Origin of the sequence: Paenibacillus alginolyticus DSM 5050 = NBRC 15375, from assembly GCF_000422905.1 — a bacterium.
In the GTDB taxonomy this organism is placed as follows: Bacteria; Bacillota; Bacilli; order Paenibacillales; family NBRC-103111; genus Paenibacillus_E; species Paenibacillus_E alginolyticus.
This window is the reverse complement of record NZ_AUGY01000139.1, coordinates 1-14,801: the sequence shown is the minus strand read 5'-3', so window position 1 is coordinate 14,801 and position 14,801 is coordinate 1. Positions and strand designations below refer to the sequence as shown.

General features: G+C 43.2%; 16 protein-coding genes, 4 tRNA genes, 2 pseudogenes and 1 riboswitch. Of the genes and pseudogenes, 6 read left to right on the top strand and 16 right to left on the bottom strand.

Translation table 11 applies throughout. The features are described 5' to 3' along the window. Positions 1-143 (top strand): annotated as a pseudogene (locus G519_RS53930) (IS110 family transposase); the annotation flags it as partial. A gap of 330 nt (positions 144-473) precedes the next feature. Here G519_RS53930 and kdpA read toward each other — a convergent pair. The 5 genes from kdpA to G519_RS0135385 form a co-directional block, all read right to left on the bottom strand. Continuing rightward, a complete protein-coding gene (gene kdpA / locus G519_RS0135400; RefSeq protein WP_029198623.1) occupies positions 474-2,144 on the bottom strand; it encodes a potassium-transporting ATPase subunit KdpA in 1,671 nt (556 codons plus the stop codon). A 48-nt stretch (positions 2,145-2,192) separates the two neighbouring features. Continuing rightward, entirely contained in the window at positions 2,193-2,270 is a 78-nt protein-coding gene (locus G519_RS53815; RefSeq protein ID WP_082562338.1) for a potassium-transporting ATPase subunit F, read from the bottom strand. A 174-nt stretch (positions 2,271-2,444) separates the two neighbouring features. Beyond that, a complete protein-coding gene (locus tag G519_RS46170) occupies positions 2,445-2,714 on the bottom strand; it encodes a hypothetical protein (protein WP_051253983.1) in 270 nt (89 codons plus the stop codon). A 10-nt stretch (positions 2,715-2,724) separates the two neighbouring features. Next, positions 2,725-2,859 (bottom strand): hypothetical protein, encoded by a 135-nt coding sequence (locus G519_RS53165; RefSeq protein WP_268633805.1) that lies wholly within the window; start codon positions 2,857-2,859, stop codon positions 2,725-2,727. Positions 2,860-2,958: 99 nt separating this feature from the next. Then, positions 2,959-3,423 carry a hypothetical protein gene (locus G519_RS0135385; RefSeq protein ID WP_029198622.1) on the bottom strand — a complete coding sequence of 155 codons (465 nt, stop codon included), beginning with the start codon at positions 3,421-3,423 and terminating at the stop codon, positions 2,959-2,961. A gap of 118 nt (positions 3,424-3,541) precedes the next feature. Next, a riboswitch (cyclic di-AMP (ydaO/yuaA leader) is annotated at positions 3,542-3,713 on the bottom strand. Between the two features lie 404 nt (positions 3,714-4,117). Between G519_RS0135385 and G519_RS0135380 the strand changes: the two genes are divergently transcribed. Then, a complete protein-coding gene (locus tag G519_RS0135380) occupies positions 4,118-4,597 on the top strand; it encodes a hypothetical protein (RefSeq protein ID WP_127528310.1) in 480 nt (159 codons plus the stop codon). A 16-nt stretch (positions 4,598-4,613) separates the two neighbouring features. On the opposite strand, the gene G519_RS0135375 is transcribed toward G519_RS0135380, so the two are convergent. The 6 genes and pseudogenes from G519_RS0135375 to G519_RS0135355 all read right to left on the bottom strand — a co-directional run bounded on the left by G519_RS0135375 (position 4,614) and on the right by G519_RS0135355 (position 8,590). Continuing rightward, positions 4,614-6,440 (bottom strand): APC family permease, encoded by a 1,827-nt coding sequence (locus tag G519_RS0135375; RefSeq protein ID WP_029198620.1) that lies wholly within the window; start codon positions 6,438-6,440, stop codon positions 4,614-4,616. 466 nt (positions 6,441-6,906) lie between these two features. Further along, positions 6,907-7,104: pseudogene (locus G519_RS49575) on the bottom strand (S-adenosylmethionine synthetase N-terminal domain-containing protein); the annotation flags it as partial. A gap of 247 nt (positions 7,105-7,351) precedes the next feature. Continuing rightward, a complete protein-coding gene (locus tag G519_RS52690) occupies positions 7,352-7,783 on the bottom strand; it encodes a phosphotransferase (RefSeq protein ID WP_244280331.1) in 432 nt (143 codons plus the stop codon). Positions 7,784-7,794: 11 nt separating this feature from the next. Beyond that, on the bottom strand, positions 7,795-8,259 hold the full coding sequence (locus tag G519_RS52685; protein ID WP_051253978.1) for a hypothetical protein: 465 nt from the start codon (positions 8,257-8,259) through the stop codon (positions 7,795-7,797). Between the two features lie 159 nt (positions 8,260-8,418). Next, positions 8,419-8,500: transfer RNA gene (locus G519_RS0135360), tRNA-Leu, on the bottom strand. 18 nt (positions 8,501-8,518) lie between these two features. Continuing rightward, positions 8,519-8,590, bottom strand: a tRNA-Glu gene (locus G519_RS0135355). A gap of 150 nt (positions 8,591-8,740) precedes the next feature. Here G519_RS0135355 and corA point away from each other — a divergent pair. Continuing rightward, a complete protein-coding gene (gene corA / locus G519_RS0135350; RefSeq protein WP_029198619.1) occupies positions 8,741-9,670 on the top strand; it encodes a magnesium/cobalt transporter CorA in 930 nt (309 codons plus the stop codon). Between the two features lie 59 nt (positions 9,671-9,729). On the opposite strand, the gene G519_RS0135345 is transcribed toward corA, so the two are convergent. The 5 genes from G519_RS0135345 to G519_RS0135325 form a co-directional block, all read right to left on the bottom strand. After that, entirely contained in the window at positions 9,730-10,821 is a 1,092-nt protein-coding gene (locus G519_RS0135345; RefSeq protein WP_029198618.1) for a methyl-accepting chemotaxis protein, read from the bottom strand. Positions 10,822-10,916: 95 nt separating this feature from the next. Next, on the bottom strand, positions 10,917-11,471 hold the full coding sequence (locus G519_RS0135340) for a hypothetical protein (RefSeq protein WP_029198617.1): 555 nt from the start codon (positions 11,469-11,471) through the stop codon (positions 10,917-10,919). A gap of 246 nt (positions 11,472-11,717) precedes the next feature. Further along, positions 11,718-11,806: transfer RNA gene (locus tag G519_RS0135335), tRNA-Ser, on the bottom strand. Between the two features lie 7 nt (positions 11,807-11,813). Next, positions 11,814-11,889 (bottom strand) — tRNA-Asn (locus G519_RS0135330). A gap of 19 nt (positions 11,890-11,908) precedes the next feature. Next, a complete protein-coding gene (locus G519_RS0135325; RefSeq protein ID WP_029198616.1) occupies positions 11,909-12,382 on the bottom strand; it encodes a SprT family protein in 474 nt (157 codons plus the stop codon). 115 nt (positions 12,383-12,497) lie between these two features. On the opposite strand from G519_RS0135325, the gene G519_RS0135320 reads away from it, so the two are divergent. The 3 genes from G519_RS0135320 to G519_RS0135310 all read left to right on the top strand — a co-directional run bounded on the left by G519_RS0135320 (position 12,498) and on the right by G519_RS0135310 (position 14,151). Continuing rightward, positions 12,498-12,851 (top strand): hypothetical protein, encoded by a 354-nt coding sequence (locus tag G519_RS0135320; protein ID WP_029198615.1) that lies wholly within the window; start codon positions 12,498-12,500, stop codon positions 12,849-12,851. 149 nt (positions 12,852-13,000) lie between these two features. Next, positions 13,001-13,165 carry a cortex morphogenetic protein CmpA gene (gene cmpA / locus G519_RS50855; protein WP_090818813.1) on the top strand — a complete coding sequence of 55 codons (165 nt, stop codon included), beginning with the start codon at positions 13,001-13,003 and terminating at the stop codon, positions 13,163-13,165. A 329-nt stretch (positions 13,166-13,494) separates the two neighbouring features. Continuing rightward, the gene (locus G519_RS0135310; RefSeq protein ID WP_029198614.1) at positions 13,495-14,151 is read left to right on the top strand and encodes a hypothetical protein; all 657 of its coding nucleotides are present in this window, start codon (positions 13,495-13,497) and stop codon (positions 14,149-14,151) included. Positions 14,152-14,801: the final 650 nt, after the last annotated feature.

Here is a 14,801-nt window from a genome sequence, read left to right as displayed (position 1 = left end):
GCCTTAAGAAAGCGGAGCCGGCCAAATACGCCGAAAAACGTGCCCTTGCGCTTACAGCTCGTAAATTGGTGCGGTTGGTCGACTATCTGCTTCGAACCAACCGACTCTACGAACCCAAGGAGGTGATCCGACAACAGAAATGACATAACCTTACTCAACATTCCACCTATTATTTTGGAAATTAGAAAATATTTCCATATAACCAAAATAGGGTGGGTTTAGTTTCGTGCGGCCTTTTTTAGGCTCACCCCCTAAAAAAGTTACGGTTCTTCAAGATTTTTTCCAATTAAGGTCTTGACATAGTACCGCTGCTCTAAAGTTCATTTGGGGCCCCCGCAAAGTATTCGGAATATGCTCCAGAGCTTGGCGTCACTTCGTGGGATAATATAGGGATCTTTGAGTGCAGCTCAAAGTCTCTCTGCTCAGGGACCTTTGGGCGTAGCTCAAAGTCTCTCTACTCATTCGTTTTTCCTTTAACGCGCCGCCAAATGTTCAGCAATCGGCCCCAATGCCAGCGCCGGGAAGAACGTTAGAGCACCAATAACTAGAATAATCATGATTAAAATCCCCATAAATAAAGGTGTATTCGTGCGCAGTGTGCCAGTCGTAACAGGAACTACACGCTTAGTAGCAAGTGAACCCGCAATGGCCAGCATCGCGATGATTGAAATGAAACGGCCAAACAGCATGACCATACCGATACCCAAGTTATAGAAGTTCGTATTTGCAGTCAAACCGCCAAAGGCAGATCCGTTATTAGCAGCACCTGATGTGAAAGCATACAGCACTTCCGACAATCCGTGCATCCCTTGATTAGCAATCGAAGTAACGGATTCAGGCCGTATAAGTGCCCAAGCCGTCGGCGCCAAAATGATGAGCGGATGAATCAGAATAGCAATTGCCGCCAACTTTACTTCTTTGCCCTCAATTTTTTTACCTAAAAACTCAGGCGTACGACCCACCATCAGTCCGCAGATGAAAACCGATAAAATGAGGTAAAGCAAGCCGTTTAACAAGCCAACCCCTTTACCGCCGAACACATTGTTCAGCATCATTTCCGCAAAAGGGGCGATGCTTCCGAGTGGAGTAAGCGACTCATGCATATTGTTAACGGAACCTGTTGTTGCAGCCGTAGTTACAGCAGTAAAGAGAGCAGATTCAGCAATCCCGAAACGGACTTCCTTCCCTTCCATGTTACCATGTACACCCATCGCATCAACCGCCGTTATACCGCGATACTCGGCGTAAAAAACCGTTGACAACATCACGATAAAAATGATCCCCATAGCAGCAAAGATCGTCCAACCTTGCTTTTTGTTCTTAATCATTAGTCCAAATGCGTACACCAGAGATGTAGGCAGCAGCATCATACAAATAATATGGATCAAGTTAGATACCGGAGTCGGATTTTCAAAAGGATGCGCGGCGTTCGTACCGAACCACCCGCCACCATTCGTACCGATATGCTTAATTGACTCAAGAGAAGCTACTAGCCCGCGAGTAATCGTTTGCTGCGCTCCCTCAATAGTTGTAGCCTGCACGGCTCCCAGCAATGTTTGCGGAATACCTTGAAAAACTAAGATTAAAGCTACAATGAAGCTAAGCGGTAGAAACACCCTTATAATCGCCCTAGTTATATCCACGTAGAAGTTACCGAGATTATCTTGACGTCCAATTAAACCGCGAATAAATGCAACCGCCACAGCAAATCCAGTTGCTGCCGATGTAAACATCGGGAACGTAATTGCCACCATTTGTGAGAAATAGGACAATGTATTTTCACCGCTGTATGCTTGCCAGTTCGTATTCGTAATAAAGGAAACAGCTGTATTAAAAGCTAAAGCTGGAGGCATATTACCTATACCGTCTGGATTGAGAGGCAAATATTTCTGAAGTCGAAATACCGCATAAATCAAGAGCAGCATGACCAAATTGACTAATAACACGGCTCCTAAATACTTTTTCCAGCCCATCGCTTCCTCTTCTTTTACACCCATCAAGCGATAGGATACTCGCTCAAAAGGACCAAATACGCGATCAAGGCGACTCTTCTCATTGCCGAACACTTTAACCAAATAACTTCCCACAGGCTTCACCAAAAGCATAATAATACCCAGTGTGATGATTACCTGTAACAATCCCATACCCATAGTAGGTTCTCCCCTTGCTTACATAAGTTCATATTTCTACAATTAAAATTTCTCTGGTTTCACTAGAACAAAACCGAGATATACCATAATAGCAAATGCAATTAGTCCAATAACAATCATATGCTTGCCTCCTAAAAGGATTGGTCAATACCCTCGTTTCGTTACATGAGCTCACGCTTTTTCACAATATTTCACAAATCCCCAAAACACTAAAAATGATACTGCGATTAATAAAACCATCGTTATATCGTTGTACATAACACACCTCCTTGAAGTCAGACAGAAGCCTATCATTTATGAATTTTTAAAAGATGGCAGCAGAAACTTCGCATCACCTTTTTTAGAATAAATGACATAATCGGCGCCTAAGCCTTTGTAAATCAACCGGGGATTCACGCTTTGCGTAATGACATAAATGGGTCTAGAGGTTAGGCCACGACATATCTGGATATACCGGCAGCATAAGGGTAAGCTCTCTTCGAACAGAATAACGTTTCCGATTGGATAATCGGGAATGATGGATAGGCCCGGTTCCGACGTATTCACTTGGATAATTTGCTTCACACCCTGCCCCTCAAGTTTGAGTTTCACCATCTCGTTGTTGGTTAATGCAATAAAAGGTAAACCAACCAACTTTAACCTGTTTCATAAAGTCCTCGCCTGCCTTGGTCGGCGCAGCTATCAGCAAACAATCACTTTGCATGATCATCACCGCCCCCTTTCCTGACATATTGTAACGCCGAACCGTATAAAAAGGGGGTAAAGAATCTATAGCATCCGCATAAAAAAAGCATAAAAATTGATTTACTCAGAAAGAGATATACGCCCCAGAATGCTCAAATAAATAAGTGCGATCCGATAGGAAACTTAGTTCTTTTTTGCCCGCAGATGAGTGATTAAGCTTATCTGATAGATCCGTTAAAGCCGATTCAATTAAATGTGTTCTTACCTCTCCCCATGCCTCTTGTTTCTGATGAACATACTTTAAACCGTCCGTAAGCGTAAGCCCTTTGATTCGCTGAAAAACAGCAGCCCATTGAATGAAATCCCCCTTCAAGTTGCCGCTTGAAATCACGAATTCCCCGAAACCGGATGTTCCGAGATTTGTTGAAATCGTGAGTAAACCGCAATGACAGTCAGCACCATGTCCCGGCTGCAGTTTATCGGATAGTTCACAATCAAATCGAAAACATTCAATACGGGTAATCTTGCATTTCTTGGTAAGTTCGATACATTCATCTTTTTTTAAAAGAGTCAGGGGTTCTGGATACATGATAGATTCACTCTCCTCAAATTTTTGAACAACAAAAAGAAGCCTAGGAGCAGAGAATCTCTACTCTCGGGCTTCTTTGCAGCGTTAATAAACAGGCTGTGAAAGGCACGATAGAAAGCGGTTCTCTCCCAATACGCTTACGAGGTTAGCTGTCGGATTCGGGCTTGGAAGTGCCCTACCTTGGCAAGCTGCGCTTGCTTTGGATTCACCCCGAGAAACCGATGTTTACATACGTTCGGCTTCTGATTGGTTCCCCCGCTCCCCTTGCGGGGACTCAGCGTTTTGAAACTTGTGTGTGAAGTTGTTGAAAAGAATGCTACGCCTCTCAGCCATTATTGTAAAACGCTGTGGAGAGACGCTATTTCGTTTTTTTGAGCATATTCGGAAAATGAGAGCGTGTCCAATTGGAAAACTCATTTATTATCGGTAGAATTACTTCGCTTTTCTACCGATTTTGTTATTTTGTTGGTACTGGATGCAATTTGCCGGAAGCTCCAGCTGTACACAGCCGCGCAGCCTGCTTTACGTTTTTATTCTTTTTTTATACGCCGCTAGCGATTCTTTACCCCCTTTTTATACGGTTCAACGTTACAATGATGCCATATTCGTTCACTACCACTTAGATCCTAGGTCAAAATATAGGAGAACATGTATGTCTACATCTACCCATTATTATTTAGGGGTAGCACCCCAATTGTTAAATCCGCTTCTTTTAGATTACCAGTGGTTTGGTGTCTTATGGCTAGAAGAAAATAATCAACCAATTATCATTGGTTATTGGTTTTCCAAAGTAAAATCAGGAATCACCCAACAGGCCATCCATGCAGGATTTTCAAAATGGACTGAAATATCCGATCAACCCACCATTGTGACTATGTATCAATCCATAAGAAACAAACAACAAAAGCAGGACTGGGAGAATCGGACTCGATTATCCATCCGTACGATTTTCAAATCACCTTGGAAAGAAGCCTCTTCAGGGTTGTATATTTTAAAATCCCGGGATAAATACCCCCTGCATGCTTCAGCCGTGCACAAGAAAAAGTTCTTTATTTGGTTGGAGCACTCAGCGTTATGTGAAACCGAGGAAGAGCTTCAAGCGTTCATTAAACAGGTGAATGAAGAGCACCAAGACGAGCTTGTGCATAAAAAAACAGCCTTACTTATGAAGTAAGACCACCTACTTAAGCTTATTTTTTCAAATGATAAGGTACTGTCGTAATGATAAGGTCCCTTCTGTAAAGCAAAAAAGCTCGGATAAGCAAGCTGGATTGGTTATGGAGAATATGCTGCCAGCTTTTCTTAGGAATAAACTGCGGGATCAGGACGGTTACCCGAAAATTGGATTCAGCCGCCTTATTTTCGACCGTATCAATAAATTTCGTTAATGGTTGAACAATGCTCCGATATTGGGAATGTAACGTTACCAGCCTTATATCGGGTTGCCACGTATTCCATTTCTCCTCAAATTGTTTCTCGGCGTCTCTTTCGAAAGCCACATAAACGGCGATGATCTGATCTGATGAAAGGGATTTGGCATAATTCAAGGAGTTCTCAACCACATGCGTAATGCCTGCAACAGGCACAATCATCACATTTCCTTCAATCGGAATCGCCGGCTCGCAAGTTGTTATTCGTAATTGTTCGCCTACGGCCTCGTAGTGTTTCTTGATTTGATGAAAAATAAAAACAATCAGGGGCAAAAAGATGAGTACGGACCAGACCTGCCCAAACTTGGTAATAAAGAAAATCATCATGACCGTAAAGCTCATCAATGCTCCAACTAAATTAATCGTTAATTTAACCATCCAGCCTTTTGGTTTCTCGCGGATCCATTTCATCAGCATACCCGTCTGAGCTAAGGTAAATGGAATGAACACTCCGACAGCATACAGAGGGATTAAATGCTCTGTTTTCCCTTTGAAAAGGATAATTAACAAGATAGATGTTACCGCCAGGAAAATGATCCCGTTGGAATACCCTAGTCGATCTCCTCTAATCGTAAACATTCTTGCTATGTATTTATCCTTGGCCAGATTAACAGCCAGTAAGGGGAAAGCAGAATATCCCGTATTCGCCGCGAGCACAAGAATCATAGCTGTTGTACATTGGATGATGTAATACATGAAATTTCTGCCGAACGTTTCAGCAGCAATTTGGGAGACAACCGTTTCCTTTTCTTTGGGAGATATCCCATAGTAATACGCTAGATACACGACTCCCGCAAATAAAAGGGCAAGTAACAAGCCCATAGCCATCAATGTTTTGGAAGCATTTTTGGGAGCTGAATCTTCGAAGTTCGGAATGGCATTAGAGATAGCCTCAACCCCTGTTAAAGCAGAACTCCCTGATGAGAAGGCTCTTAGTAATAGAAACAAGGAAATACCTGCAACAGGCGTACCAATTGGAGCATGCAGATCCGCCGAGACATTCCCCGTTACGATATGGTATAACCCGACACCAATTAAGATAAACAAAGCCAGAACAAATAGATACACAGGATAAGCTAAAATAGAAGCCGACTCGGTTATACCCCTGAGATTTAAGATCGTAATGAATATAACCAGTACGATGGCAATAATTACAGTATAACGATGTAAGTGCGGAAAGGCAGAAGTAATGGCGTCCGTACCTGCCGAGATACTGACTGCCACTGTCAGTATGTAATCAACTAAAAGAGAGCCTCCTGCAAATAAACCCGCGTTCATCCAGAGATTTTCCTTCGAAACGACATAGGCTCCGCCTCCATGCGGATAGGCATATATGATTTGTTGATATGACAAGATAAGTGCTAATAGAAGAAACAGAACGCCTATTGCTATAGGGATTGTGTACCAAAAAGCAGCAGCACTTACGGTAATCAAAACTATAAGAATCTGCTCAGGTCCATAAGCAACGGATGATAAAGCGTCGGAAGAAAGGATAGCTAAAGCTTTCTTTTTATTAAGCTTCTGTTCCCCTAATTCGTTTGACTTTAATGGCTGACCGATTAAAAATCGTTTAATTACGGAAAACATGATTTACACCCGCCATCGTTTTTTAAGTTCATTTCATTTTACCCAATTGTGTGAAAGAAGAATCCTAGAATTTGGATATCGATAATCCGATTTGATTCCTAACGTATTGCATTATGTTGCATAAAACATACAATAGTAGTGAAAGGCATATTTGGGGAGGGATTACGAGGATGGCAAAAACATTTTTGAAAATTGCGGCGAATTATTTTACGGCAGGTGTGCTTCTAGGTATGACTATGGGAATCATTCAAGATTTTAGACTCGCTTCCGTACACGCTCATTTCAATTTGCTCGGATGGGTTTCTATGGCTTTATTCGGGGTCATCTATCACTTCTATCCACATGCAGCAGAAACACGCCTCGCTAAGACTCACTTCTGTGCACTTTCCCATCGGGACGCAAATAAGGTAATGTACCATTCTTGCGCATTTGAGCCAATTGATACGCCAGTTTATGGGATAGAGCTATCGGCATTGGCATCAGCCGTAATCTCGCCGGTTACAAGAATAAACCCCCGACCTACACAACATTCACAACCAACGCGTGCATACGGATCTATCTCAACTATAGCATCTAAAATACCATCAGAAATTTGGTCACAAAGTTTATCAGGATGACCTTCCGTCACAGATTCAGACGTAAAGAGATAGCTTCTTTTTTTAATAGTCGTACAAAATACCTCCCCGTTAACAATTTCCCCCTGAAAATAAGTTTTAACATTCTTCGCCGCACCCTGTTATCTGTCTTACACAGGATGTCATATCGTTGATTCCTTGAAATTTCCGTCTTTCCAGTACCAACTTTTGTCCGACCAAAAGTACTAGCTTTTCTCCCTTCGCCCGCAAACTTGGGTCATTTATACTTTCCAAATCTTCTACATGTGCGAGGCCAATAATCCTACGTATCATTTTTCAACCTGCATAACCTGCAGTATCCTCAAGGATTTGGAGCAAATATTGATCTAGGTAACCCGGGATTACTGCCATTCTTTCTTTTGATACTTTTTCCCATAAATCCCTAAATTCTTTTTCAAAGTAAGTCCATATTTGTTCGATCATCTTGAGAAGATACGCTTGGTATTTCGTTCGTTCCTGCCAATCCAAAGTATGTCCTTCATGGGAAGCAAGGCTGAGCAGAAGGTTTCCTATCACGGCCCCGATATCAAATCCGATAGATCCATAAAAGGCGAACTCCGGATCAATCACTTTGGTATCTTCTTCTGTCACCATGATGCTGCCAGTATGAAGATCCCCATGGATAAGCGCCTGAGCATGCGTGAGGAAACCTTCCTTTAATTTTGCCACCTCAAGCTTCAATGGATCATTCTTCCATATTTCTTCCACCTTATCTGCTATCAATGCATTAAATTGATTGGTTTCGGAATCAAAATAGGGGTCGTAAAAATGAGATCTTCCGAGATTTTGCACCTGTCCGGATTCGAAAATTGGACCGCTTTTTTCTTTTTCTCTTGAGCAGGCAAAGCAAAATCGGACGTCAGAAACAAAGTTCGTGCCAAAAAAGTGCCTATATGCTGTGCAAAATGAGGATAGCGCTTCCGAGCAACCAATCCTTTGCGCATAATCAGGTAGTTCGACAGATCTTCCATCACGGTCAGCGCCAAAATAGGATCATAATGATAGATTTTAGGTACTAAACCTGGATAAATTTCATGTTGAAGGATCAACGCATGACTTTCAATTCGTGCCCGCTCGAGGGTTAATGGCCAGGATTCCCCGACCACCCGTGCATAGGGAAGCGCCTGCTTCAAAATAATGCTTTTTCCTGAAGATTTGTCTGAAATCTGAAAAACGAGATTCAATTTTCCATCCCCGAAAACAACCTACATTTTTAGGTGAATTATAGAGAGTTTCATAGTAAGGGAGGGGGGGATTACTTGAACTGTATTGGATCTGTATGCCGAAAGATAAACAGAAAAAAAACCCTTACAGAGTAAGGGTTTCCTGCTTTAAAACTGGGATGCGGTCGGAGGGATTTGAACCCTCACGCCTTGTGAGCGCCACCCCCTCAAGATGGTGTGTCTGCCGTTCCACCACGACCGCGAGGTATTGAAGTAAAAATGACCCGTAGGGGACTCGAACCCCTGTTACCTCCGTGAAAGGGAGGTGTCTTAACCACTTGACCAACGGGCCACGCATGTCTGTAAGCTTTTGCAGCCCATTTTGACGACATTTGTAATTATAATTGATTCTGTCTTAGTTGACAAGCACAAAATCTGGAATGCTCAGGGACAAATATGGTATGCTGAGACCAATTCAAAATACTCGAGGTGCTTGTCGTTCATGTTAATTTATGAATCTACCCATGGAACAGTCTATGAGGAAAAGGTACGCGTTCCCGGTCCGAATGAAGTAGCTTGGGTGAGAATGGAGAACCCCTCTCCTGACGATGTCAAACATGTTTTAGGCGACTTATACAAATGCCACCCTCTCCTCGTTGAGGATGCGATTAAGCTGAACCAACGACCGAAGATGGATACCTATAAGAATCATATTTTTATGACCTTCTTCGCGGTATCCGATCAGCTTGAACCACAGGAAATAGGGATCGTGATCGGAGCAAATTTTGTGATAACCGTGTATAAGGACAAGCTCCCCTTCATAGATCAGCTTTACCATACCTGCCAAGAGGTCGAAGAACGATTAAGTCATCCGGGAGCCATTCTTCATGCGATACTCGATCGTTGTGTCGATGATTATTCCGTCGTTGCGGATCATTTTGATGATCGCCTGAATAGCATGGAACAGGCCGTGTATCGCAACCCTAGGATTCGCATTGCGCAGGATATTTTCCAACTTAAACGGAGTATGCATCAGCTGCGCCGCGTCATCGTGGAGGAACGAATTACCCTTTCCGCTATCGCGCACCACTCCTTCCCCTACACACGTGAAGAAGATGATGTCTATTTCCTGGATATCATAGACCACATCTCACGAGTCGTGGATTCTTTGGACATTTTCCGGGAATCGCTAACCGGTCTTCTCGAGCTCCAAATGAGTATGAAGTCTGATCGGATGAATGAAATTATGAAGACATTAACGATCTTTAGCACGATCTTTCTTCCACTGACTTTCGTCGTCGGACTGTACGGCATGAATTTCAAAAATATTCCCGAGCTTCACTGGGATTATGGATATCTATATGTCTGGATCCTTATGATCCTCTTAAGCTGTGTGATGTGGTATTACTTTAAACGGAAACATTGGTTTTAAAGAAAAAAAGGCGCGCCACCGTGAACCAATCACAGGGAGTGCCTTTTTACTTTTAGCAGTTACTTCATTTTAAAGTAAGCAACAGATTCATTTAATGTATTTACAACGGATCTAAGCTGTTCGGAGGCTGCAGCAATATTTTGCATCATCGCTAACTGCTCCTCTGTTGCAGCAGCAACTCCTTGTGATTTGTTCAAAATATGCGTTGAACTCGTTGCCGATTGATCCATTGTCGCAGAAATCTCCTCGGAGCTTGCCGACATTTGCTGGGTGATCGCTGAAGTCTCATGAATTTGAGTCACAATATGTGTCACCGATTGCATGATGGTATGGAAGCTCTGATTCACTTCCTGCATCATGCTCGACCCCGCGCTAGCTTCCTGCTTGGTTGCATTCATGGAATTAGAAACACTGGCGATCTCCACTCTCGTCTCATGAATCAACTGATTAATTCCCTCTGCTGACTCGATAGATTGCGATGCAAGCTTACGAATTTCATTCGCGACAACGTTAAACCCTTTGCCATGCTCACCCGCTCTAGCTGCCTCGATGGAAGCATTCAGTGACAACAGATTCGTTTGATTCGCAAACGTAGTAATGCTCGATGCAATAAGACCAATCTCCTCCGATTTACGTGTTAAGGATTGCACGGTTTGTGAGAGCTGCTCGACCGATGTCAACATGTTCACAATTTGCTGCTGCAGTTTTCCAAGCAAGTCATTGCCAAGTTCGGCATGGCGAGAAGTTAGGGAGGAGTGCTCTGCCATAACGCCTGAATTTTCAGCCACCCTTTGAATCCCAATCGTCATTTCTTCAATCGCTCTACTTGTTTCTACACTGCTTCTAGCCTGCATCTCGACGTCCTGTGTCATTTCTTGAATACTGGTAGCGACATGCTCAGAGGCCGTGGCCGATTCCTTGGAACTGTCCGAAAGCTCGACAGAAGCGTCGTGCACGAACTGCGTATTGTGAGCGATCGTACCGATCAAACCTTTGATTTTCGAAACCATTATATCTACCGATTCCGTGATTTGGCCTAGTTCGCACTTGGTATAATTGACTTGAGGCTCATGACGAAGATCTCCTGCCGCTACTTGGCTGGTAACTTTCACGATGTTTTTGACCGTTTTCATGATTTGACTAATTACCATCCATCCTGCTGTCGTGAGCAAAATGACTATAATAGCGACGGATATGTAGATCGTTTTTGCTGTTTTATCATGCTGAGCCTTGATATCTTCAATACTTATTTCCCATAGGCATCCAAAATTTCACCGATTTGATTCATGCCCTCGCGGCCTTTTTCAAAAGTTGCTATTAATTTAGCGTCATTAATAATCCCTTTTCCTGTACTTGAGGACTGAACAACGGCATTCGCTTCTTTCACCCATTGGTCAAAATACATATGAAAGCCAGCTATGTTCTGTTCAATGGTCATTTTCGTCTCTGTGTGCGCTGTTTGTAACAACTGTTTAGCATTCATAATATCAGCCGCTTGTCCAACCCTTGTATTCGTTTGATCGATATTGTCTTTCAAAGCTTTAAGCTGCTTCGTCTTCTCTTCCGCAGTCAACGTCCCCGAAACCAGCAGCTGGTAAGCTGTCAACGCCTGATACATATCACGATCGGCATTCAAAATAAGCGAAGTGCTTTTATTCGTGGTTTCATAAAGGGATGAAGCCAATACCTCCATATTGGACTTACTTTGCTGCAGTAAGAACACACTTGTGCCCAGATACAGCATGGAAGGAACTAATAGTAATAAAAGGAGTCGTACACGTATAGATAACAATTTTGCCACAAAATCTGCCCCCGTCATTGATCTATTTTTGATCAACTATAACGGAAATTCGTGTGATAGATGTTAGAAAACTGTTAAAAATGAATGTAATTAACTAACCAAGGATAAACGACTCCATCGTCCTTCAGGGACGAGCGCGTTTGTCAAGACTGATGACGCGAAGTGTAATAAAAATTATACTTTCTTATCTACAAAAAAAGCCCAACGGCATGAATGCCATTGAGCTTAATTCCACCTAAATCGATACGGAGAGAGAGGGATTCGAACCCTCGCACCGCTTACGCAGTCTAACCCCTTAGCAGAGGGTCCCCTTATAGCCACTTGGGTATCTCTCCAAAGATATGGCTCCCCGAACAGGACTCGAACCTGTGACAACTCGATTAACAGTCGAGTGCTCTACCAACTGAGCTATCAGGGAATGAACAAGTATTATTTTATTATGAAGGCGCTGGTAAGTCAAGTGTATACGATTTCAATTTCCCCTTACATTTTCCACATGCATATTTCCGTACATCCATTTTGCGCTTGCGGTAGTATTCCGTTTTGCAATTGACGCATTCCAACCTGTATTTATAAGACTGTTTCTGGGAAGCCCGCGGCAGCGAACGACAGAACCGGGTACCTCCGACTTGCGCCAGCAAGGTCTTGAAATCATTGTCGCGATGCTGGTAGCCACGCTTTAATATATGCAAATGATAATGGCAAAGTTCGTGCTTAATGATCTTCTCAATCTCATCTCGTCCAAATGTTTCCCACTGCATCCAACTGATTTCGATATCATGGGATTTGGTAAAATAGCGCCCGCCCGTCGACCTTAACCTCCGGTTAAACCGCGCCTGATGTACAAAAGGCCTCCCAAACGAATCCATAGAGATCTGCTCGATCCATTGCTGCAGCTCCCGATCCTCCATCCCCATTCGCTCCTTTGACAAGTTCTCACTTGAATTTGTACCGTATGTACGGCTATACTGTCAAGTAGAAAAGAAGATCGAAAGCTTTCTAATAGAAAGGATTTGAACAACCCTTATGCCGCAAATGCGATATGTCATTCTTAAGTTCGAACAACAAGTAGAATTCGTTGAAATGCCTTCTTCCTACTCTTATCAATTGACAGCTCTGAATCAAAGATTGCACAAAGAATTAGAGAAATTGACCGCTGACCATGTCCCTCAGCTTCCACGTGTTATTGCAGAATGCGACGACTTGGAATTGGTTGGCACAGCGCACACCCTCATTCAAGGGTTAGATTACATCAATCGATTGGAAAAGACTTTCTCTGGCATCCAGGAAAAATCTTATCCGCTTATTTCCTTATTGACTGAAATTCGCGCACTTCAAGCCCAGCTGGAACAGTGGTATGAGGAAGAATTTGAGGGTTAATCTTAGAGAGATTTAAAACACAAAGCAAAGAGTAAGGCAAAAGCAAAGAGTAGGACAAAGCAAAAAAGTAACGCAAATCAAAAGGACCTGCACCCATCGAAGCAATCCCTCATATGCTATTATTACATGGCGAAGAAGGGGATGGGCATATGCCGCAATGGCTCTGTAATCAATTAATGCGGGCCTTCCAGAACAAAAACCGCAGACAAATCCGATTGCTGAATGATAGCTGGTACTTTTACCGCACCCGCCGCTCACAAGAGGAGTGGCCTGACACCCAATCGACGGACGGACCGGGCAAGCGTAAATTCTGATAAAAGAGCTAGTACTTGCGAAGCGGGTGCTGGCTTTTTTGCAATGTTGAATGACATAGTGAAACCAGAGTAAAGTACTATTTGCTGAGAAAAGTGGGTACAGACCAAACTTACTACTTGCTGAGAAAAGTGAATTTAAACCAGAGCGACTTACTACTTGCAGAGAAAAGTAAACGTTTGTTAAAAAAAGGTTGCATATTTGAAATGTGCCCTCTATACTGTAAATAAATGTAATAGACTATCGGAGTGAAGCACACTCGATCTTGCAGAATTTCTGCAGTTCGGGTGTGCTTTTTTTCGTACATAAAAAAAAGGGGGAGTTGATTATTATGCCACGTAAAACAAAAGGTTGGCTAAGAAAAATGCGTGAACTTGGGTTAGGACATCAAGGGTTTGGTGGTTGGATGAGTGGTTCTGAATTGATGGTTCAGCGGGGGAATTTTAGAGCAGTTCAAGAGCGGCAGGGCAGAAACATTGCTGTTCTTGAGCAATTAGGATTAGTGAGAGGTAGGAATAGTGCTGTTCATGAGCAAGCAAGATTTGCGCACGACAAGAAGGCTGTTCATGAGCAACAAGGATTTGTGCAAAGCAAGAAGGCTGTTCATGAGCAACAAGGATTTGTGCAAAGCAAGAAGGCTGTTCATGAGCAACAAGGATTTGTGCAAAGCAAGATGAGTGTAGTTCAGAAAAATAATGTCTATCCGTTGTTGCCGAGAAAGGCTGCTGCTAAAATACCCGCTCTCTCACCTATCGCCATCCTAGAAGCTGACAAGTGGGTGTTACGGAAGCAACTAATCATCCAAATAGCCAAGCGTCGCAGCGGCAAAGTACGACTACAGGAAGTTGCTGCCGAATGCAATGTAAATATTCGTATTGCTGCGGACTGGTTGAAACGCCTTTCCCTGGAAGGAATGATCTCACTTGTCGCTGGTGAGCGGAATGTAAGGGTTTACTCTTTGAAGGATGTGGGGCGAGTTCATAAATAAACTCTTTAACCTCCCATGCTGGGGAGTATTGATGATACTTGTTGGAGAGGATGATGTCGGGTAAGTGATGGAGATGAGTAACTTAAGGAAGGATGATGTGGAGATTCGCTGATGGGCGGTAACGCCTCTTGGATGGGCGTACGAGTAACTTAAGGAAGGATGATGTGGAGATTCGCTGATGGGCGGTAACGCCTTTTGGATGGGCGTAGGAGTAACTTAAGGAAGGATGATGTGGAGATTCGCTGAGGGCGGTAACGCCTTTTGGATGGACGTAGGAGTAACTTAAGGAAGGATGATGTGGAGATTCGCTGATGGTGAACACGCTTCTTGGATGGGCGTACGAGTAACTTAAGGAAGGATGATGTGGAGATTCGCTGATGGCGGTAACGCCTATTCGATGGGCGTGCGAGTAACTCTAAGACTCGCCCCCCCTCGTTCTCAAATAAGAGTCCCTAAAGACTGTTATTTGAGCAATTTCGATCAAAAATATTGAAATAGAAGTCTCTAAGAGTAAGTTTCACAATTCAAAACCCACGCCAGATAAGGGTTTCTGGCGGATGCAAAAAGGAGAACCTCCCCATCTAATCGAAAGTGTAAGTACCACCAAACACTAGAAGAGAAGGGAGTTCTCCTAATGTATTTGATTCGGC